Here is a 19,405-nt window from a genome sequence, read left to right on the forward strand (position 1 = left end):
TGATGGCTTGCAGTATGCATTCATATAGTTAGGAGACATATGAAAAAGTTATATACTCTTCTCACTACCTGTTTACTACTCCTTTTCGTTACACCGATGCAATCCATCGATGCAGGGGTAGGACATTCTCGAAGTGGTAGCTCTAGCCGTAGTAGCTCCAGTTCAAATGGTAGCCGAAGCCGTTCCAGTAGCAGTAATAGCGGTAGTTCTTCCTACAGAAGTAACTACAGTTCTGGAGACGGTTCCTATAGTTCGAGTTACTCTGAGCAAGAGTTGTACGGAATTGTAGTCTTTTTAATAGGTGTTTACGTAGTTGTCTTAGTTCTAAAGAATAAAAGTAATCAAAGCTCATCAGAAAAATCCTATAGTAGCGCTACTGTATATAATCCCCAAAACCATCGTCGAGTTGAACACAATACATTAGCTACTAGTCGTGTTAAATATGGCGATCCAAACTTTGATGCCGATGCTTTCGCTTCATGGGTTAAAGAAGTCTATATTCAGTTACAGGCAGCCTGGACTAAAAAGGATTGGAATTTGGCTCGCTCTCTTGAAAGTACCAGCCTTTATTCCCAACATAGTATACAACTCGAAGATCATATCCGGGCGAAAACAACTAATGTTTTAGAAAAAGTCTATGTTGAAAATGTTCGCATTAAAGATTTCTACGAAAATCCTGATGGTAACGATACCCTTGTTGTGATCTTGTCATCTACACTCAGGGACTATGTCATTGAAGACCAAAGCAAACGTGTCATCGAAGGTGATCCTCAAGAGGACTTGTTTACAGTCTATCAAATGAACTTTATCCGTAAACACGGAAGTCAAACTGAACTAAATGTCAGTGATGAAGCCATCAGTGACCACTGTCCAAACTGTGGTGCCCCATTGAAAATCTCTGCTATTAGTAAATGTGACTATTGCGATGCTGATCTAACACGCAGTCCAAACCAATGGGTACTCGATACCTACGATGTTGTGGATGAAGACGAACTTTATAATTAGGAGGAAATTATGGGATTTATTCGTGCCGCCCTATCTTCAGGGCTTAATAGTTTCAACGATAGCAAATTTAAAGAAGCTATTGTTCTTCCAAATAACCTAACAGCTGATGCCTTGGCCATTAAAGGACAACTTCTTACAAAAGATCCTGACGGCACTTCTAGACAAAGCAACCAAAATACTGGACTTTTAACAGATGGTTCTGTAGTCATTGTTCCACAAGGTTATGTAGCTATTCTTGTCAACAACGGGACCTTCCTTGGCGATGTCTTAGAAGCTGGTAGCCACGAATGGCGTTCTGAAGATAATGCCTGGCTTCTTGAAAAGGGTGGTATAAAGGGTACTTGGGAAAATTTCAAAAACCGCTTCTCTTTTGGTGGTCAAGTCATTACCCAACAGGAAATCATCTTTATCCGTATGCAACCCATCGCAGGTAATAAATTTGGTACTCAAAACGCCGTAGAGTATTTCAGTGAACGCTATCAACAATTGCTCAATATTCGTTTCTACGGCTTGTTTGATATCAAAGTTGCTGATCCAGTCCTATTTTATGTCAGCTCCATCAGTCAACAAATTGAAGATCATAGAGCATTTACCCTGAAAGATATCGCTCAGGGAACTCTCAGACAAAATATCTCTCCTAAAATTGCTATTGCAATCGCCAAATTTACAAACGAAAACCGAGTTGATATCTATAGTCTTAATGCCAATCAAGATACTTTCAACGATCTAGCAAAACAAGAAGTTAACAAGGTATGGACTGGACTTTACGGAATTGAAACAACCAATATCCTGCTTGAAGATTTGAGCTATGACCAAGAAAGCTTGAATATTATTCGTAAACTTGATAGCGAACTAGTCGCTATGAAATACAATACGATTGAGATTGAAGAACGTCGTGCCCGTAACGAAGCTCTCATCGTTGCTGCAAACAATGAAGGCAATGGCAATGGTATGAACATAATTATGGGAATGAATCTGGGACAAACGCTTGGCGGGCAACTCAACCAACAAACTCAAGCTCCTATTCAAAATAATGGGCAAACTGCAAGTAAGAACTTTTACATCGAGGTAGACGGCAAGTATGTTCTCGTAACCAAAGATGAAGAGGGAAATATCGTACCTGTCAACTAACTCAAGTTAATCTGATATTTGAGAATTATTGCGTTTTATGGTACAATAAAGAGTAACAATATTTATTAAAGAGGTAAAAACATGATTGAAGCAAGCAAATTGAAAGCTGGTATGACATTTGAAACTGCAGACGGAAAATTGATCCGCGTTTTGGAAGCTAGCCACCATAAACCAGGTAAAGGGAACACAATCATGCGTATGAAATTGCGTGATGTCCGTACTGGTTCTACATTTGACACAAGCTACCGTCCAGAAGAAAAATTCGAACAAGCTATTATCGAAACTGTTCCAGCTCAATACTTGTACAAAATGGATGAAACTGCCTACTTCATGAACACTGAAACTTACGACCAATACGAAATCCCAGTCGTAAACGTTGAAAATGAATTGCTTTACATCCTTGAAAACTCTGATGTAAAAATCCAATTCTACGGAACTGAAGTAATCGGTGTAACTGTACCAACTACTGTTGAATTGACAGTTGCTGAAACACAACCATCTATCAAAGGTGCTACTGTTACAGGTTCTGGTAAACCAGCGACTATGGAAACTGGACTTGTTGTCAACGTTCCTGACTTCATCGAAGCTGGACAAAAATTGATCATCAACACTGCAGAAGGAACTTACGTTTCTCGTGCCTAATCTCTAGAAAGAGGTCATTCTATGGGAATTGAAGAACAATTTGGCGAAATCGTTATCGCTCCACGTGTACTTGAAAAAATCATTGCCATCGCAACTGCTAAAGTTGAAGGTGTCCACTCATTTTCAAATAAATCCGTATCTGATACCCTATCAAAACTCTCTCTTGGTCGTGGCGTCTACTTAAAAGAAAGCAACGAAGAACTAACTGCTGACATCTACCTTTATCTTGAGTACGGTGTGAAAGTACCAAAAGTGGCTCTTGCTATTCAAAAAGCAGTCAAAGATGCTGTCCGAGATATGGCTGATGTGGAACTTGCTGCTGTTAACATCCATGTTGCAGGAATCGTTCCAGATAAAACACCAAAACCTGAGTTGAAAGATCTATTTAACGAGGACTTCCTCAATGACTAGTCCATTATTAGAATCTAGACGCGAACTTCGTAAATGCGCTTTTCAAGCCCTCATGAGCCTTGAATTCGGCACAGATATGGAAACAGCTTGTCACTTTGCATATACACATGACCGTGAAGATGAAGATGTGCAAATCCCTGCCTTTCTTCTGAACTTGGTTTCTGGTGTTCAAGCTCAAAAAGACGAGTTGGATAAACAAATCAACCAGCACCTCAAGTCAGGCTGGACAGTTGAACGATTGACCTTGGTCGAAAAAAACTTACTACGCTTGGGTATCTTTGAAATCACATCATTTGATACACCTCAGCTGGTAGCAGTCAATGAAGCTATTGAACTTGCTAAGAATTTTTCAGATCAAAAATCAGCCCGCTTTATCAACGGACTGCTTAGTCAATTTGTAACTGAAGAAAATGAATAATCGAAAAGGTGTTTGGTTTCCCAAGCACCTTTTACCTCGTCCTTGATACAGAGTAAGAACCACACAAAAACTAGAACTGACTGCCAGTTCTAGTTTTTATGTATTCTGAGGTATTAGTATTTTCTAAATCGTTGATAACGTTCTTCCAACAACGCTTCTAACGGTTTTTGTGAAAGTAGAGCTAGCTCCGTTTGGAGTTCTTTTTTAACATTCTTAATCAGTTCTTTGCTAGAAAGTCCTGCTTCAGAAATCACCTTGTCCACCACGTCCATTTCTAGCAGCTCGTGTGAAGTGATTTTCATCAGTTCAGCCGCTTCCATGGCACGAGTACCGTCCTTCCATAAAATGGAAGCAAAGCCTTCTGGACTGAGAATAGCATAGATAGAATTTTCCAGCATCCAGACACGGTCTGCGACTGCCAGAGCCAGAGCTCCACCTGAACCACCTTCACCGATAATAATAGCAATAATCGGAACTTTCAGGTCACTCATTTCCATGAGATTGCGAGCGATAGCTTCTCCTTGACCGCGTTCTTCCGCGCCGACACCAGGATAGGCACCTGCAGTATTAATAAAGGTCACAACTGGACGACCAAACTTTTCAGCCTGTTTCATCAACCGTAGAGCCTTGCGATAGCCTTCTGGATGCGGTTGGCCAAAATTCCGCTTGAGGTTATCTTGTAAACTCTTGCCTTTTTGGATACCAACCACTGTTACAGCTTGGTCCCCAAGCCAGCCAATACCACCAACAACTGCCCCATCATCACGAAAAGAACGGTCACCGTGTAATTGGATAAAGTCATCAAAAATGCCTGTCGCAAAGTCCAAGGTTGTCAAACGACTCTGCTCACGCGCTTCTCTGACTATTTTTGCAATATTCATCTAGGACACCCTCCATGCAATCTGACTAGGCTAGCAATCGTATCTGGTAAGTCTCTTCTTTTGACAATAGCATCCACAAAGCCATGTTCCAATAGGAATTCTGCCTTTTGGAAATCCTCAGGTAAGCTTTCACGAACCGTATTTTCAATCACACGACGCCCAGCAAAACCAACCAAACTTTGTGGTTCAGCTAGAATGATATCGCCTTCCATAGCGAAGGAAGCTGTTACACCACCTGTCGTTGGATCTGTCAAAATGGTCAGGTAAAAGAGGCCTGCATTTGAATGGCGTTTAACCGCTGCAGAAATCTTGGCCATCTGCATGAGACTCATGATCCCTTCCTGCATACGGGCGCCACCAGAGGCTGTGAAGAGAACAACTGGCAATTGTTCGACAGTCGCATACTCAAACAAACGAGTGATTTTTTCACCTACAACCGTACCCATAGAAGCCATGATAAAGTTGGAATCCATAATCCCAAGAGCCACAGTCTGACCTTTTATAAGAGCTGTTCCTGTCACAACGGCTTCATCCAGACCTGTTTTTTCACGCATAGTTGCTAGTTTCTTTTGATAACCAGGGAAATGCAAGGGATCCTTGCTTTCAATCCCTGTAAACAATTCCTTGAAGGTTCCCATATCAATCGTCAAAGCCAAGCGTTCTTGGGCAGAAATACGAAAGGTGTAGCTACAATGTGGACAGATACGCTCACTTCCCAGATCCTTCTGATAGATGGTATGCTTACAGCCTGGACACTGGGAGAATAATTCATCTGGAACCTCTGGCTTGGCTTGAGGTTTTTCCCTAACCGAACGATTGGGATTGATTCGAATATACTTATCTTTTTTACTAAATAGAGCCATTGATTCCCCTTTTCGGTTTAAACTCTTGAAGTCATTTTATTCTTTTTCTTGATACTTGGGTAAGAAGGTTTCCATCAAGAAGGAAGTATCGTAATCTCCAGCAATGACATTGCGATCTGAAATGAGGTCAAGCTGGAAATCTGCATTGGTCTGCACCCCTTCAATCTCTAATTCATAGAGAGCACGTTGCATTTTCATCAAGGCGTCAAAACGATTTTCGCCGTGTACGATGATTTTGGCAATCATACTATCATAATAAGGCGGAATGGTATAACCTGGATAAACTGCTGAATCCACGCGCAAGCCAACTCCACCACTTGGCAGATGGAGATTAGTAATCTTACCTGGACTTGGAGCAAAGTTAAAGGCTGGATTTTCTGCATTGATACGACACTCGATGGCATGACCGCGTAGGACAATATCTTCTTGCTTAACAGATAAAGGCTGACCTGCCGCAATGCGAATTTGTTCCTTAACGATATCCACGCCTGAAACAAACTCTGTTACAGGATGTTCTACTTGTACACGAGTATTCATTTCCATGAAATAGAAATTGCCACTGGCTTCATCAAGAAGAAACTCAATGGTCCCTGCATTCTCATAACCAACAGACTCTGCAGCTCGAACAGCAGCAGCACCAATTTCATGGCGTAGCGTTTTTCCGATTGCAATCGAAGGACTTTCTTCCAAAACCTTTTGATTATTCCGTTGAAGAGAACAATCCCGTTCCCCCAAGTGAATCACATGTCCGTGTTCATCTCCTAGGATTTGAACCTCGATGTGACGAGCTGGATAGATAACCCGTTCAATGTACATGGCACCATTGCCATAATTGGCCTTGGCTTCACTAGATGCTGTTTCAAAGGCTGAAACAAGGTCTTCTGGTTTTTCAACCTTACGAATCCCTTTACCACCTCCACCTGCTGAAGCCTTGAGCATAACAGGATAGCCAATTTTTTCAGCAACAATCAAAGCTTCCTCAGAGTTATGCACTTCTCCATCTGAACCTGGTATAACAGGAACACCAGCTTTGATCATCTGAGCGCGCGCATTGATTTTGTCTCCCATCATATCCATGACATGACCAGATGGGCCGATAAACTTAATCCCCACCTCTTCACACATGGTTGCAAATTTGGAATTTTCACTGAGAAAGCCAAAACCGGGGTGAATGGCTTCTGCTTCTGTCAAGACTGCAGCTGATAGAACCGCATTAATATTGAGATAAGACTCTGTTGCCTTACCAGGGCCGATACAAACTGCTTCATCTGCTAAAAGCGTATGAAGTGCTTCCTTATCAGCAGTTGAATAAACCGCCACCGTTGCGATCCCCAGTTCACGCGCCGCACGGATAATACGGACCGCAATTTCACCACGATTGGCAATTAAAATTTTTCGAAACATGGAGAACCTCCTTAGTTCCCTATTGCAAAGGTTAGAGTACCACTGGCTGCAAGCTTGCCATCCACTTCAGCCTTTGCTTCAACCACGGCAATGGTCCCACGACGTTTTACAAAAGTCGCTGTCATAACCAATTGGTCGCCTGGTACAACTTGCTTCTTGAATTTAACCTTGTCCATACCAGCATAAAAGACCAGTTTCCCTTTATTTTCAGGCTTAGACAACTCCAAGACACCAGCTGTTTGCGCCAAGGCTTCCATAATCAGAACACCTGGCATGACAGGGTATTGAGGAAAATGACCGTTAAAGAAGGGCTCATTGATGGTCACATTTTTGATGGCAACAATGGTGTCCTCACTCACTTCCAACACACGGTCCACTAGGAGCATAGGATAACGGTGGGGAAGGGCTTCTTTGATTCCTTGAATATCGATCATTTGATACGTACCAATCCTTTACCAAACTCAACCATTTCTTCGTTAGAAACGAGAATTTCCGTTACCACACCATCCTTAGGAGCTGGGATTTCATTCATGACTTTCATAGCTTCGATGATAACCAATGTTTGGCCTTTTTTAACACTATCACCAACTGAAACGAAGGCAGGTTTATCTGGACCAGCAGCCAAGTAAGCCACCCCAACAAGTGGGCTCTCTACAACATCTCCCTCAGCAGCCACACTTGTTTCAGCTGGAGCTGCAACTTCTTCTGCTACAGTCTCTACTGGAGCAGATGTAGGAGCTACTGGACTCGGTGTTGCTAGAACGGGTGCTGGAGCGACTTGAGCTGCAACTTCAGGTACAAGTCTAGCTTCATTCTTGCTAAACTGCAATTCATCCGTCCCGTTTTTATAAGAAAATTCTCTCAAACTTGACTGGTCAAATTGGGCCATCAAGTCTTTAATATCGTTTAAATTCATACTTATTTATTCTCCCAACGTTTGAAAGCAAGAACTGCATTGTGGCCACCAAAACCAAAAGTATTTGAAATAGCGTATGGAATTTCTTGATCCAAGCCTTGTCCATAAACGACATTGGCTTCGATATAATCTGATACTTCACTTGTTCCAGCTGTCATTGGTACAAAGTTATGACGCATAGCCTCGATTGTGACGATAGCTTCTACTGCACCTGCAGCACCCAGCAAATGTCCTGTGAAAGACTTAGTTGATGATACAGGTACTTCCTTACCAAGAACAGCCACGATCGCACCACTTTCTCCTTTTTCATTAGCAGGAGTTGACGTTCCGTGAGCATTGACATAGGATACTTGCTCTGGAGAAATCTCAGCTTCTTCCAAGGCTAGTTTGATGGCCTTGATAGCTCCCTGACCTTCTGGATGTGGTGAAGTCATGTGGTAGGCATCACAAGTATTTCCGTAACCAACCACTTCAGCAAGGATAGTAGCCCCACGTTTTTCAGCGTGTTCAAGGCTTTCAAGAACCAACATCCCAGAACCTTCACCCATGACAAAACCGTTACGGTCCTTATCAAATGGAATAGAAGCGCGAGCTGGATCTTCTGTAGTAGAGAGAGCTGTTAGGGCTTGGAAACCAGCAATAGCAAAAGGTGTGATAGAGGCTTCTGAACCACCTACCAACATAACGTCTTGGAAACCAAACTTAATGGAGCGGAAGGCATCCCCAATCGCGTCATTTGATGAAGCACAGGCAGTATTGATGGATTTACAAACACCATTTGCTCCAAAACGCATAGCAACATTTCCTGAAGCCATATTTGGCAGGGCTTTTGGAAGGGTCAATGGTTTCACACGTTTCGGTCCTTTTTCATTTAGGCGAAGCACTTGATCTTCAATTTCCTTGATTCCACCAATACCAGAGGCCACGATAACACCAAAACGATCCTTGTCAATAGCCTCTACATCAAGACCTGCATGATTAACAGCTTCTTGGGCCGCATACAAGGCGTACAAAGAATAGTTATCAAAACGATTGGTATCTTTTTTTACAAAGTATTTATCAAAAGGAAAATCTTGGATTTCTGCCGCATTATGCACATCAAAGTCACTATGATCAAATTTCGTAATTTGACCAATTCCGATTTTTCCAGTTGTCAAACTATTCCAAAATTCTTCTGGTGTATTTCCGATTGGAGATGTTACTCCATAACCTGTTACTACTACGCGATTTAGTTTCATCTTTTTTCACCTCTAGCTTTTGCTACATACTTAAGCCACCATCAATGGCAACCACTTGACCAGTTAGATAATCTTGGCCTGCTAAAAATACTGTTAAATCTGCAACCTGCTCTGCCTGCCCAAATTCTTTCATAGGAATTTGTGCCAGCATAGCATCTTTTACCTTGTCTGATAGAACAGCTGTCATATCGGACTCAATCATTCCAGGTGCAATAGCATTAGCCCTGATATTGCGATTAGCCACTTCACGCGCCACAGACTTGGTAAAACCAATCAAACCAGCCTTAGAAGCTGCATAGTTAGCTTGACCGATATTTCCCATCAAACCAACTACGCTAGACATATTAATGATAGCACCTTCTCTAGCTTTTATCATCGGTTTCAAGACTGATTGTGTCATGTTAAAGGCACCAGTTAAGTTAACCTTAAGCACTTTTTCAAAATCCGCTTCTGTCATCTTGAGCATCAGGGTATCTTGAGTAATTCCTGCATTGTTGACCAAAACATCTACTGAACCCAGCTCAGCAATAGCTTGATCAACCATACGCTTAGCGTCTGCAAAATCGGACACGTCTCCTGATATAGGAACCACCTTGACACCATAGTTTGAAAACTCGGCTAGCAAGTCCTCTGAGATTGTCCCACGACTGTTTAAGACAATATTGGCTCCTGTTTGAGCAAACTTATGGGCAATGGCAAGACCAATTCCACGACTCGAACCTGTAATAAAGATATTTTTATTTTTTAGTTGCATTCTTTTCTCCTGTTTCCTATTGTATTTATGGGAGAAGGGATTACTTGTTTTCTAGCAAGGCTTCCAAGCTAGCCTGATCTTCAACATTGGCTAGTTTAGCTGTCTTATCAATTTTTTTGACAAAGCCTGACAAGACTTTCCCCGGTCCAATCTCGATAAAGTTGGTTACGCCTGCTTCTTGCATAACCGCAATACTTTCATAGAAACGAACTGGCTCTTTGACCTGACGCGTCAAGAGTTGAGCAATGTCTTCTTTTTTCATAACTGCAGCTTCTGTATTGCCGACTAAGGGACAAGTGAAATCTGAAAAACTTACCTGAGCTAGAGTTTCAGCTAGTTTCTGGCTAGCAGGCTCAAGGAGAGCGGTATGAAAGGGACCTGACACCTTGAGAGGAATCAAGCGTTTGGCACCTGCTTCTTGCAAGAGTTCAACAGCTCGATCAACTGCAACCACTTCTCCACCAATCACGATTTGTGCAGGTGTATTATAGTTGGCTGGGGTAACTACTCCAAGTTCAGAAGCTTTTCGACAGACTTCTTCAATAACCTCTACTGGCGTATTGAGAACTGCTACCATCTTGCCAGAACCAGCAGGGGCCGCTTCTTCCATATAGGCTCCACGCTTAGCTACCAAGGCTACCACATCTTCAAAATCTAAGGCACCACTGGCTACCAAGGCAGAGTATTCTCCAAGGGACAAACCAGCAACCATATCAGGCTGATAGCCCTTTTCTTGCAATAAACGGTAAATAGCAACTGAAGTCGCTAAAATAGCTGGTTGCGTATAGCGGGTCTGATTGAGTTTTTCTTCTTCCGTATCAATAAGATAACGCAAATCATAACCGAGTACCTGACTCGCTTGATCAATCGTTTCTTTGACAATCGGATACTGATTATAGAGATCCCGTCCCATACCTAGATACTGGGCACCTTGACCAGCAAATAAAAAGGCTGTTTTAGTCATTTCTTACAACTCCTGCCCAACGAGAGGCTTCTTCTTGAATTTTCTTAGCTGCTCCGTAATACAAATCTTTTAGTATTTCTTCAACGGTTTCTTCTTTGGAAACAAGACCTGCAATCTGACCTGCCATGACAGAGCCTCCATCCACATCTCCGTGAACAACCGCTTTGGCTAGAGCACCTGCTCCCATTTGTTCAAAAATTTCCAAATCTGGATTTTCTTGTTTAAAGGCATCTTTCTCAGCTTTTTCAAAATCACGAGTCAACTGATTTTTAATCGCACGAACAGCATGTCCAAAGTGTTGAGCTGAAATCGTAGTATCAATATCTCTAGCTTTTAAAATTTTCGCCTTATAATTTGGATGGGCATTAGACTCTTTTGCAACGACAAAACGCGTTCCAACCTGAATAGCTTCTGCACCTAGCATAAAGCCAGCCGCAGCACCTTCACCATCCGCAATCCCTCCTGCAGCAATAACAGGAATAGATACAGCAGCAACAACCTGACGCACCAAGGTCATGGTAGTTAATTTACCGATATGCCCCCCAGCTTCCATTCCTTCTGCAATAACGGCATCCGCACCGATTTTTTCCATGCGTTTAGCTAGGGCAACACTTGGCACAACAGGAATAACCGTAATACCAGCTTCATGGAAACGTTCCATGTATTTGCTTGGATTTCCTGCGCCTGTTGTAACTACCTTAACCCCTTCCTCGATAACGAGGTCTACAATATCTTCCACAAAGGGAGACAAGAGCATGATGTTGACACCAAAGGGTTTATCAGTCAATGATTTGATTTTATCAATATTTGCCTTGACAACTTCTTTAGGGGCATTCCCCCCACCGATAATCCCTAGTCCTCCAGCCTTGGAAACAGCACCTGCCAAATCACCATCAGCAACCCAGGCCATTCCTCCTTGGAAAATAGGATAATCAATGTTCAATAATTCTGTAATACGTGTTTTCATAGCGCCTCCATCATTTCTTGCTTACGTAATAGTTCGATACCGTCATAATTTGACAATCAAACTATTGCCTAAACAAGAGGGAGCGGGTTTCCCTACTCCTTCTATCTTATATTCTGCTTATTTTGTTTGCTCTTCAACGTAGGCAACCAAGTCACCAACTGTTTTCAAGTCATCTTCTGCTTCGATTTGGATATCAAAAGCATCTTCAATTTCTGAGATTACTTGGAACAAGTCCAATGAATCTGCGTCCAAATCATCAAAAGTTGATTCAAGTGTTACTTCTGATGCGTCTTTTCCAAGTTCTTCAACGATAATTTCTTGTACTTTTTCAAATACTGCCATGATAGGACTCCTTTAAAATAAATAGTTTTTTATAACAATGTGTTCACCACATGATTACCTAAATTGTAAGAATGAGCGTGCCCCATGTCAAGCCTCCACCGAAGCCTGATAGTAGAACAGTCTGGCTACCATCTAAACGGATAAGACCTTGTTCTACACACTCTGAAAGTAAAATCGGGATACTGGCTGCACTGGTATTGCCATATTCCATCATATTGGCTGGAAGTTTAGCTCGATCTACACCGATTTTTTTAGCCATTTTATCCAAGATACGGTCATTAGCCTGATGAAGTAGCAGATAATCCAAGTTTGTCGCCTCTATAGGAGATTCATCAATAGTCTGCTTGATAGACTTGGCTACGTCCCGAATAGCAAAATCAAAGACTGCGCGCCCATCCATCTTCAAAAATGAATCTGCACTTTCTTGATCTGAAAATGGAGAATGTAAACCTGAATGTCCATAGGTCAGACACTCGCTGCGACTTCCATCGCTATTGAGACTCTCAGCCAAGAAATGCTCTTGCTCGCTAGCTTCTAACAAGACACCACCAGCACCATCTCCAAACAAAACAGCTGTTGATCGGTCTGACCAATCGACTGCTTTAGAGAGGGTTTCACTACCAATCACCAAGCCTTTTTGAAAGCGACCAGAAGCGATAAACTTTTCAGCAGTTGATAAGGCAAATACAAATCCACTGCAAGCCGCTGTTAGGTCAAAAGCAAAAGCTTTTTTTGCACCAATATTAGCTTGGACACGAGCAGCTGTAGAGGGCATCATCGAATCTGGAGTAATGGTAGCTAGGATAATAAAATCCAACTCCTCTCCTGTGATTCCAGCTTTTGCCATCAGTTTCTTAGCAACCTCTGTAGCCAAATCACTAGTAGATTCTGTTCTTGAAATATGCCTTTGTCGTATTCCCGTCCGACTTGAAATCCACTCATCATTGGTATCCATAATCTGAGCCAAATCATGATTTGTAACCACTTGCTCTGGCACATAATGAGCAACCTGGCTTATTTTTGCAAAAGCCATTATCTCAAATCCTCCAAAAATTGATAAAGATTAGTCAAACCTTTGCTCATAACCTCAATTTCTTGCTTACTCATACCATCAATGATTTTTTCAACCATGGCCTTGTGGAAGCGTTTATGTAGCCTATGAACCAAGCGACCTTTCTTTGTCAAATGCAGATGTACCACACGTCGATCATGTTCTGAACGAATGCGCTCAATGTAACCCTTGCGTTCGAGATTATTCAAACTAGTTGTAACTGTCCCAAGAGTCACCATCAACTCTTTTGACACTTGACTTGGTGTCACATCTGGAACTTTTCCAATCACATCAATCGTATGCATTTCTTTGATGGAGATATCCTTGAAACGACTACCCCTCAAGCTAACTTCCTCAATAACGAGGACATTGTTAAATATAGACGTTAAATATTCATTAATTCGTTGGTAGTCCAATCTTTCCTTCCCTCCTTTTCAAAAAAACTTTTAGAATCAAAACATTTGACAAAAGAATTATATCAAAGTTCAAAGAATGGTGCAAGTATTTTTTTATTTTCCTGTAAATTTAGGTCTTCTTCTTTCCGAATGAGCCCGAACTCCCTCTTTGAAATCCTCTGTTTGAGCTAAGGATTCCTGTAGGTTCAGTTCTAAAGTAGCGTAATTCTGCCAGTCTTTAAATTGGCTCTCCCAAACCAACTTCTTAATGGCAGCATAGGAATTAGCTGACCCGCGTCTCAATTTTTTAAGAAGTTGTTCTCTCGTCTTTTCAAGTTTATCAGCTTCAGAAACGCGGTAAACTAGCCCCCACTCTAGAGCTTTTTCTGCGTTCAAAGCCTCACCTGTCATAGCTAATTGAGCAGCACGCGTCACACCAATACTTCGACTCAAGAGATGAATTCCTCCTGCATCCGGAGCCAAACCAACTCCAACAAAAGCTTGGATAAATTTAGCCTTATCCGTTGCCAGACAGAAATCTGCAGCAACAGCCATATTCGCTGCGGCACCTGCAACAGCCCCATCAACCTCCATCAAGACAGGTTTAGCAATTTGCTTGATTTTATAAGAAATAGTATTGACCAATTCTGCGATTTTTGTCAATGATGGAATATCATCCTCATCGACTGCTCGCTTCATCTCAACCAAATCTCCCCCAACTGAAAAGACTTTGCCATTCGCGTTGATTAAGACAAAATGCACAGCCGGATCCTCTTCTGCCAAAGTCAGAGCTTCTAAAATCTCCTCACACATAGGAATATGAAAACCATTTGCGACCTCAGGACGATTCAAGGTAAGGATTGCCAAATCCTCTTCAAGCTGATAAATAATGTGTTCCATCAGGACTCCTTTTTATTTTATAAGCAGTTTAAATTATTTTATTTTCAAAGTATATCTTTTTTAAAATCAGAAAGCAAGAAAAAATCAACTGAAAGTGTCTCAGCCGATTATAAAGAATCGCTTTATCCTAGAAAGCATCTTATTTTCTTCATTGAAAAAAGGCTTTCTTTCTGCTATAATCGTATAAAATACTTACTTTAGGAGTTCTTATGAAGGTTGTTAAATTTGGAGGTAGCTCTCTTGCCTCTGCTAGTCAATTAGAAAAAGTTTTAAACATCGTCAAAAGCGATTCAGAGCGTCGTTTTGTTGTCGTTTCTGCGCCTGGTAAACGCAATGCTGAAGATACTAAGGTTACGGATGCCTTAATTAAATACTACCGCGACTATGTTGCTGGTAACGATATTAGTAAGAGTCAAAACTGGATTATCGACCGCTATGCTGCTATGGTTAGTGAATTAGGTCTTAAACCAACTGTGCTAGAAAAAATTTCTAAAAGCATTCGTGCCTTGGCCACTCTTCCTATTGATGAAAATGAATTTCTCTACGATACTTTCCTAGCAGCCGGTGAAAATAACAATGCTAAATTGATTGCTGCCTACTTTAATCAAAACGGGATCGATGCACGCTATGTTCACCCTAGAGAAGCTGGTATTGTGGTCACAAGTGAACCTGGTCACGCTCGCATCATTCCATCAAGTTATGACAAGATTGAAGAATTGACAAATACAAATGAAGTTCTTGTCATTCCTGGTTTCTTTGGAGTTACCAAGGAAAATCAAATCTGTACCTTCTCACGTGGAGGATCAGACATTACAGGTTCTATCATTGCTGCCGGTGTTAAGGCAGACCTCTATGAAAACTTTACGGATGTTGATGGTATCTTTGCAGCCCACCCAGGAATCATTCACCAACCACACTCTATCCCAGAGTTGACCTACCGTGAAATGCGTGAGTTGGCCTATGCAGGCTTCTCAGTCCTTCATGACGAAGCCCTTCTTCCCGCCTACCGTGGAAAAATTCCTCTGGTTATCAAGAATACCAACAACCCTGACCATCCAGGTACTCGTATCGTTCTAAAACACAGTAGTGACAAGTTCCCAGTAGTAGGAATTGCTGGTGACTCTGGTTTTGTCAGCATCAATATGTCGAAATACCTCATGAACCGTGAGGTTGGATTTGGACGCAAGGTTCTTCAAATCCTTGAAGATCTTAACATCGGTTGGGAACATATGCCAACAGGTATCGACGATCTTTCAATCATCCTCCGTTCTCGCGAACTAACTCCTATCAAGGAAGAAGAAATCCTTCGTCAGTTGGTTCAAAAGGCTGAAGTAGACCATGCAGAAATCGAGCACGACCTTTCAATCATTATGATTGTTGGAGAAAAGATGAAGAGCCATATCGGTGTCACTGCTACTGCGACACGCGCTTTATCTGAAAATAAGATCAACATCCAGATGATGTCTCAAGGTTCTAGTGAAGTTTCTATTATGTTTGTTGTCCATAAGGACCAAGAGAAAGCAGCTATTAAAGCCCTCTACAATGCCTTTTTCGGTGAAAGTAAGGAAGACTAAGCATGGCTCAATCACTTAACAAAACAGTGCTCCTCAATACGACAGGCACCTCCTACCTCTCTATAGCTGGGAAAGTTGGGAAATTTCTTGTCGGAGATCAGGCTCTGGAATTTTACCCAGATGTCAATGTTGAACAATTTATCCAGATTCCTTGGAGCCATATCAACCAAATTGGTGCTAATGTTACTGGTCGCAAAATCAGTCGCCACTTCGAAGTCTTTACAGACAAAGGAAAATTCCTCTTTGCATCAAAAGACTCAGGTGCCATTCTTAAAATTGCTCGCGAAAAACTGGGCAATGACAAGGTCGTCAAACTTCCGACCCTGATTCAAACCATTAGTCAAAAATTTAAAAATCTATTTGCAAAAAAGTAGAAACTTTAGTATAATCATAGCAACGGATAAGTAGGTTATCTTCTTCTTTCAGAAAGTCTGCGGATGCTGCGAGCAGATAGGAGGGATAGGTGAAATTCTACCGTTAGTAACAATTGCATACACAATCAAGTGCACTCCTGTGAAGTTGGATGGAACCGTGGCCCTGCCACTCCAACGCTTTGTCAGGTGTGCTTTTTTCATAAAGGAGTTCTTATGTTAGATATCAAACGTATTCGTACAGACTTTGATGCTGTCGCAGAAAAACTGGCTACACGTGGTGTAGATGCTGCTGTCTTAAACGAGATGAAAGAAATCGATGCTAAACGTCGTGATATTTTAGTCAAGGTTGAAACTCTCAAGGCTGAACGTAACACAGTTTCAGCTGAGATTGCCCAAGCTAAGCGCAATAAGGAAAATGCAGATGACAAGATTGCTGCCATGCAAACTCTATCTGCTGAAGTCAAAGCCTTGGATGCTGAATTGGCAGAAATCGATGCTAAATTGACAGAATTTACCACTACTCTTCCAAACATCCCTGCTGACAGCGTTCCTGTTGGAGCTGACGAAGATGACAATGTGGAAGTTCGCCGTTGGGGCACTCCACGCGAGTTCGATTTCGAGCCAAAAGCTCACTGGGATCTTGGCGAAGACCTTGGTATCCTTGATTGGGAACGTGGCGGTAAGGTAACAGGAGCTCGCTTCCTCTTCTATAAAGGTCTAGGCGCTCGTTTGGAACGTGCTATCTACAACTTTATGTTGGATGAACATGGAAAAGAAGGCTACACTGAAGTCATCACACCTTACATGGTTAACCATGACTCTATGTTTGGTACTGGTCAATATCCAAAATTCAAGGAAGATACTTTTGAATTGAGCGACAGCAATTACGTCCTTATTCCTACAGCTGAAGTTCCTCTGACAAACTACTACCGTGATGAAATCCTTGATGGTAAAGACCTGCCAATCTACTTCACTGCTATGAGTCCTTCATTCCGTTCTGAGGCTGGTTCAGCTGGTCGTGATACTCGTGGCTTGATTCGTTTGCACCAATTCCACAAGGTTGAAATGGTTAAATTTGCCAAGCCAGAAGAATCTTACGAAGAATTGGAAAAAATGACAGCCAACGCTGAAAACATTCTTCAAAAACTTAACCTTCCATACCGTGTCGTTGCTCTCTCTACAGGAGATATGGGCTTCTCAGCTGCGAAGACTTACGACTTGGAAGTGTGGATTCCAGCACAAAATACCTACCGTGAAATCTCAAGCTGTTCAAACACAGAAGATTTCCAAGCCCGTCGTGCCCAAATCCGTTACCGTGATGAAGCAGATGGCAAGGTGAAATTGCTCCATACCTTGAACGGTTCTGGACTTGCAGTTGGACGTACAGTGGCTGCTATTCTTGAAAACTACCAAAATGCAGATGGTTCTGTGACCATCCCAGAAGCACTTCGTCCATACATGGGTGGAGCTGAAGTTATCAAACCATAAAGAATAAGGTTTAGCTATTTCTAGCTAGACCTTTTTTCGTAACCAATTCAGATAAGCGCCTAATACAAAGACTAAAATAATTAAGCAAATAGCGGTTTCAGCCACTACCAAATAATCCAAAAATGGAAGTTTCATGATTCCCTGAGCCATCTTAAGCGAAGTAGCTGTGATAATGGTTGGGAAGGTGAGGGCTGAGAAGGCTGGTTGAAAGCCTTGTTTTAAAATATTGGGCAGGCGAGTTAAAACAAAGAAAAAGAAGGATTGAGAAGCCAAGATCATGACAATCAAGACCCAAGTTGGTAGACTCTCTCCTCCAACTCGAACCAGGGAAGCCAAGAGCAGAGAGAAAGGAGCACAGTAGATTCCTTCTTGACCAAGCAAGGCTAGTGGGAGTGGTTGTTTCTTTAAATCACTATAAATAAGGGGATAGAGATAGAAGGTAAGAAGAAAACCAAAAAGCAAGGTCACATAGGCAATTTCAATGATGCCTACAAGAGGATAGGTTAAGGCAGCCACTGCTATCCCCACATAGAGAACCGTCCAGCTTGGAGTCGCATGAACCCTCCGGCCTGGACATGCAAACTTGATGGTGAAACCAGCAATCAAGGCCAAATCCAAGATAAATGAAAACCACCAGAGCCCTTGCGCTACTAAAGGAAGATGAGAAAATACACGAAAGACATAGGTAGATAAAATCATCCCAGCCATGGGAAAGGTGGCCATTCCTGATAAAAGAGGGGGCTTGGTCAACTCTTGCTTGGTTTCCTTCCAATTAAAAAGATGCAAAATCAGAAAGTAAATCCATAAAACCAAACCTGATAAACTCAGTATATGTGACAGAACCGGCAACGTATCTAAAATAAGATTTCCAGCTCCTGCTAAACCTAGCAAACAACCAGAAAATACCAAGGGGAGTTTTTTCATCCTAACCTCCAATAATCATGTTAGTTTCAGTATAGCATAAAAGCGCTTAAATGAGGACTTAAAAAAACGAAGTCCGATTATTTCAGACTTCATTTTACTCAGATATGAATTAAGCATAGGGTTGCAATTCTGGGTTAATTGGTGTATTGGCTAGATTGTTGGCATAGTTACAGAGGCTTGCTAGGCTGACACCAAGAACCACATCCAAGGCATTTTGTTGGGTGTAGCCAGCTTCTAAAAATTCACCCAAGGCTTCATCTCCTACACGACCCTTGGTATTGATAACTGCCAAAGTAAACTTAGCCAGAGTGTCTAATTTAGGATCTGTTTCGATTGGAGTACGATTGCGAAGGGCTTGCAGAAGGTCATCATTCATCTGGATTTGTTTGATGGAAAAAGCTGTGTGACCTGCCACGCAGAAAGCACAACCATTAGTTACAGCTGCCGTGATTTGCACCACTTCACGCTCAACTGGTGTCAGGCTATTGCGACGGTTGATGGCTCCGACAGTTCTGTAGGCTTCTAAGGCGGTAGGTGCATTAGCCAAGAGACCGATTAGGTTGGGAATATAGCCATTGTTATCTTTTTCTACTGTTTCAAGAACTTCTTTCACTTCTGCTGGTGCTGATTCGACTGTATGAATTGTAAATGTTGTCATCATAAAACCTCTTTTCATGTTGTTGAAATCTAGTCTATCACAGATTCTATACCTTGTATAATATATATTTTAAATTGCATCGATAGAAATTTTTTATGAAAGCAA

23 protein-coding genes are annotated in these 19,405 nt (G+C 41.9%); 8 read left to right on the forward strand and 15 right to left on the reverse strand.

From position 1 onward, the window contains the following. Window positions 1-39: 39 nt before the first annotated feature. The 5 genes from TZ91_RS07475 to nusB all read left to right on the forward strand — a co-directional run bounded on the left by TZ91_RS07475 (window position 40) and on the right by nusB (window position 3,607). Window positions 40-1,005: a zinc-ribbon domain-containing transport protein gene (locus TZ91_RS07475; RefSeq protein WP_033686481.1), complete on the forward strand. Its 966-nt coding sequence runs from the start codon at window positions 40-42 to the stop codon at window positions 1,003-1,005. 9 nt (window positions 1,006-1,014) lie between these two features. Further along, on the forward strand, window positions 1,015-2,136 hold the full coding sequence (locus TZ91_RS07480) for an SPFH domain-containing protein (RefSeq protein ID WP_033686480.1): 1,122 nt from the start codon (window positions 1,015-1,017) through the stop codon (window positions 2,134-2,136). 81 nt (window positions 2,137-2,217) lie between these two features. Then, on the forward strand, window positions 2,218-2,778 hold the full coding sequence (efp, locus tag TZ91_RS07485) for an elongation factor P (protein ID WP_000568643.1): 561 nt from the start codon (window positions 2,218-2,220) through the stop codon (window positions 2,776-2,778). Window positions 2,779-2,799: 21 nt separating this feature from the next. Beyond that, on the forward strand, window positions 2,800-3,189 hold the full coding sequence (locus tag TZ91_RS07490; RefSeq protein WP_000510577.1) for an Asp23/Gls24 family envelope stress response protein: 390 nt from the start codon (window positions 2,800-2,802) through the stop codon (window positions 3,187-3,189). After that, a complete protein-coding gene (gene nusB / locus TZ91_RS07495; protein WP_000203640.1) occupies window positions 3,182-3,607 on the forward strand; it encodes a transcription antitermination factor NusB in 426 nt (141 codons plus the stop codon). The genes TZ91_RS07490 and nusB overlap by 8 nt, the downstream gene beginning before the upstream one ends. A gap of 113 nt (window positions 3,608-3,720) precedes the next feature. Here nusB and TZ91_RS07500 read toward each other — a convergent pair whose 3' ends face one another. The 13 genes from TZ91_RS07500 to TZ91_RS07560 all read right to left on the reverse strand — a co-directional run bounded on the left by TZ91_RS07500 (window position 3,721) and on the right by TZ91_RS07560 (window position 14,282). Then, window positions 3,721-4,488 carry an acetyl-CoA carboxylase carboxyl transferase subunit alpha gene (locus TZ91_RS07500; RefSeq protein ID WP_033686479.1) on the reverse strand — a complete coding sequence of 256 codons (768 nt, stop codon included), beginning with the start codon at window positions 4,486-4,488 and terminating at the stop codon, window positions 3,721-3,723. Next, window positions 4,485-5,351 carry an acetyl-CoA carboxylase, carboxyltransferase subunit beta gene (accD, locus tag TZ91_RS07505; RefSeq protein WP_033686478.1) on the reverse strand — a complete coding sequence of 289 codons (867 nt, stop codon included), beginning with the start codon at window positions 5,349-5,351 and terminating at the stop codon, window positions 4,485-4,487. The genes TZ91_RS07500 and accD overlap by 4 nt, the downstream gene beginning before the upstream one ends. A gap of 36 nt (window positions 5,352-5,387) precedes the next feature. Next, a complete protein-coding gene (gene accC / locus TZ91_RS07510; RefSeq protein ID WP_033686477.1) occupies window positions 5,388-6,755 on the reverse strand; it encodes an acetyl-CoA carboxylase biotin carboxylase subunit in 1,368 nt (455 codons plus the stop codon). 11 nt (window positions 6,756-6,766) lie between these two features. After that, the gene (gene fabZ / locus TZ91_RS07515; RefSeq protein ID WP_000565515.1) at window positions 6,767-7,189 is read right to left on the reverse strand and encodes a 3-hydroxyacyl-ACP dehydratase FabZ; all 423 of its coding nucleotides are present in this window, start codon (window positions 7,187-7,189) and stop codon (window positions 6,767-6,769) included. Next, entirely contained in the window at window positions 7,186-7,671 is a 486-nt protein-coding gene (accB, locus tag TZ91_RS07520; protein ID WP_033686476.1) for an acetyl-CoA carboxylase biotin carboxyl carrier protein, read from the reverse strand. Before accB ends, fabZ begins: the two co-directional genes overlap by 4 nt. 2 nt (window positions 7,672-7,673) lie before the next feature. Continuing rightward, complete coding sequence (gene fabF / locus TZ91_RS07525; protein WP_033686475.1) at window positions 7,674-8,909, reverse strand: beta-ketoacyl-ACP synthase II; 1,236 nt, start codon at window positions 8,907-8,909, stop codon at window positions 7,674-7,676. Window positions 8,910-8,931: 22 nt separating this feature from the next. Beyond that, window positions 8,932-9,663 (reverse strand): 3-oxoacyl-[acyl-carrier-protein] reductase, encoded by a 732-nt coding sequence (fabG, locus tag TZ91_RS07530; RefSeq protein WP_033686474.1) that lies wholly within the window; start codon window positions 9,661-9,663, stop codon window positions 8,932-8,934. A gap of 40 nt (window positions 9,664-9,703) precedes the next feature. Continuing rightward, window positions 9,704-10,627: an ACP S-malonyltransferase gene (fabD, locus tag TZ91_RS07535; RefSeq protein ID WP_033686473.1), complete on the reverse strand. Its 924-nt coding sequence runs from the start codon at window positions 10,625-10,627 to the stop codon at window positions 9,704-9,706. Then, window positions 10,620-11,594, reverse strand: a complete 975-nt coding sequence (fabK, locus tag TZ91_RS07540; RefSeq protein ID WP_033686472.1) for an enoyl-[acyl-carrier-protein] reductase FabK — start codon at window positions 11,592-11,594, stop codon at window positions 10,620-10,622. The genes fabD and fabK overlap by 8 nt, the downstream gene beginning before the upstream one ends. 117 nt (window positions 11,595-11,711) lie before the next feature. Beyond that, complete coding sequence (locus TZ91_RS07545) at window positions 11,712-11,936, reverse strand: acyl carrier protein (protein ID WP_000257838.1); 225 nt, start codon at window positions 11,934-11,936, stop codon at window positions 11,712-11,714. Window positions 11,937-11,994: 58 nt separating this feature from the next. After that, window positions 11,995-12,969 carry a beta-ketoacyl-ACP synthase III gene (locus tag TZ91_RS07550; protein ID WP_045597505.1) on the reverse strand — a complete coding sequence of 325 codons (975 nt, stop codon included), beginning with the start codon at window positions 12,967-12,969 and terminating at the stop codon, window positions 11,995-11,997. Next, complete coding sequence (gene fabT, locus TZ91_RS07555; RefSeq protein ID WP_000386355.1) at window positions 12,969-13,403, reverse strand: fatty acid biosynthesis transcriptional regulator FabT; 435 nt, start codon at window positions 13,401-13,403, stop codon at window positions 12,969-12,971. The genes TZ91_RS07550 and fabT overlap by 1 nt, the downstream gene beginning before the upstream one ends. Window positions 13,404-13,496: 93 nt before the next feature. Further along, a complete protein-coding gene (locus TZ91_RS07560; RefSeq protein WP_033686471.1) occupies window positions 13,497-14,282 on the reverse strand; it encodes an enoyl-CoA hydratase in 786 nt (261 codons plus the stop codon). A 209-nt stretch (window positions 14,283-14,491) separates the two neighbouring features. Between TZ91_RS07560 and TZ91_RS07565 the strand changes: the two genes are divergently transcribed. The 3 genes from TZ91_RS07565 to serS all read left to right on the forward strand — a co-directional run bounded on the left by TZ91_RS07565 (window position 14,492) and on the right by serS (window position 17,718). Next, entirely contained in the window at window positions 14,492-15,856 is a 1,365-nt protein-coding gene (locus TZ91_RS07565; protein ID WP_033686470.1) for an aspartate kinase, read from the forward strand. 2 nt (window positions 15,857-15,858) lie between these two features. Continuing rightward, on the forward strand, window positions 15,859-16,230 hold the full coding sequence (locus tag TZ91_RS07570; protein ID WP_020901044.1) for a DUF956 family protein: 372 nt from the start codon (window positions 15,859-15,861) through the stop codon (window positions 16,228-16,230). 213 nt (window positions 16,231-16,443) lie between these two features. Further along, window positions 16,444-17,718, forward strand: a complete 1,275-nt coding sequence (gene serS / locus TZ91_RS07575; RefSeq protein WP_033686469.1) for a serine--tRNA ligase — start codon at window positions 16,444-16,446, stop codon at window positions 17,716-17,718. A 24-nt stretch (window positions 17,719-17,742) separates the two neighbouring features. On the opposite strand, the gene TZ91_RS07580 is transcribed toward serS, so the two are convergent. Continuing rightward, window positions 17,743-18,642, reverse strand: a complete 900-nt coding sequence (locus tag TZ91_RS07580) for a TDT family transporter (RefSeq protein WP_033686468.1) — start codon at window positions 18,640-18,642, stop codon at window positions 17,743-17,745. Window positions 18,643-18,751: 109 nt separating this feature from the next. Continuing rightward, entirely contained in the window at window positions 18,752-19,300 is a 549-nt protein-coding gene (locus tag TZ91_RS07585) for a carboxymuconolactone decarboxylase family protein (protein WP_033686525.1), read from the reverse strand. Window positions 19,301-19,405: the final 105 nt, after the last annotated feature.

It is taken from the genome of Streptococcus mitis (genome assembly GCF_000960025.1).
GTDB lineage: Bacteria > Bacillota > Bacilli > Lactobacillales > Streptococcaceae > Streptococcus > Streptococcus mitis_DH.

Bases quoted from the DNA above. Each gene is read 5' to 3' on its own strand.
- TZ91_RS07475 (WP_033686481.1), top strand. From the start codon at position 40: ATGAAAAAGTTATATACTCTTCTCACTACCTGTTTACTACTCCTTTTC.
- TZ91_RS07480 (WP_033686480.1), top strand. From the start codon at position 1,015: ATGGGATTTATTCGTGCCGCCCTATCTTCAGGGCTTAATAGTTTCAAC.
- efp (WP_000568643.1), top strand. From the start codon at position 2,218: ATGATTGAAGCAAGCAAATTGAAAGCTGGTATGACATTTGAAACTGCA.
- TZ91_RS07490 (WP_000510577.1), top strand. From the start codon at position 2,800: ATGGGAATTGAAGAACAATTTGGCGAAATCGTTATCGCTCCACGTGTA.
- nusB (WP_000203640.1), top strand. From the start codon at position 3,182: ATGACTAGTCCATTATTAGAATCTAGACGCGAACTTCGTAAATGCGCT.
- TZ91_RS07500 (WP_033686479.1), bottom strand. From the start codon at position 4,488: ATGAATATTGCAAAAATAGTCAGAGAAGCGCGTGAGCAGAGTCGTTTG.
- accD (WP_033686478.1), bottom strand. From the start codon at position 5,351: ATGGCTCTATTTAGTAAAAAAGATAAGTATATTCGAATCAATCCCAAT.
- accC (WP_033686477.1), bottom strand. From the start codon at position 6,755: ATGTTTCGAAAAATTTTAATTGCCAATCGTGGTGAAATTGCGGTCCGT.
- fabZ (WP_000565515.1), bottom strand. From the start codon at position 7,189: ATGATCGATATTCAAGGAATCAAAGAAGCCCTTCCCCACCGTTATCCT.
- accB (WP_033686476.1), bottom strand. From the start codon at position 7,671: ATGAATTTAAACGATATTAAAGACTTGATGGCCCAATTTGACCAGTCA.
- fabF (WP_033686475.1), bottom strand. From the start codon at position 8,909: ATGAAACTAAATCGCGTAGTAGTAACAGGTTATGGAGTAACATCTCCA.
- fabG (WP_033686474.1), bottom strand. From the start codon at position 9,663: ATGCAACTAAAAAATAAAAATATCTTTATTACAGGTTCGAGTCGTGGA.
- fabD (WP_033686473.1), bottom strand. From the start codon at position 10,627: ATGACTAAAACAGCCTTTTTATTTGCTGGTCAAGGTGCCCAGTATCTA.
- fabK (WP_033686472.1), bottom strand. From the start codon at position 11,594: ATGAAAACACGTATTACAGAATTATTGAACATTGATTATCCTATTTTC.
- TZ91_RS07545 (WP_000257838.1), bottom strand. From the start codon at position 11,936: ATGGCAGTATTTGAAAAAGTACAAGAAATTATCGTTGAAGAACTTGGA.
- TZ91_RS07550 (WP_045597505.1), bottom strand. From the start codon at position 12,969: ATGGCTTTTGCAAAAATAAGCCAGGTTGCTCATTATGTGCCAGAGCAA.
- TZ91_RS07560 (WP_033686471.1), bottom strand. From the start codon at position 14,282: ATGGAACACATTATTTATCAGCTTGAAGAGGATTTGGCAATCCTTACC.
- TZ91_RS07565 (WP_033686470.1), top strand. From the start codon at position 14,492: ATGAAGGTTGTTAAATTTGGAGGTAGCTCTCTTGCCTCTGCTAGTCAA.
- TZ91_RS07570 (WP_020901044.1), top strand. From the start codon at position 15,859: ATGGCTCAATCACTTAACAAAACAGTGCTCCTCAATACGACAGGCACC.
- serS (WP_033686469.1), top strand. From the start codon at position 16,444: ATGTTAGATATCAAACGTATTCGTACAGACTTTGATGCTGTCGCAGAA.
- TZ91_RS07580 (WP_033686468.1), bottom strand. From the start codon at position 18,642: ATGAAAAAACTCCCCTTGGTATTTTCTGGTTGTTTGCTAGGTTTAGCA.
- TZ91_RS07585 (WP_033686525.1), bottom strand. From the start codon at position 19,300: ATGACAACATTTACAATTCATACAGTCGAATCAGCACCAGCAGAAGTG.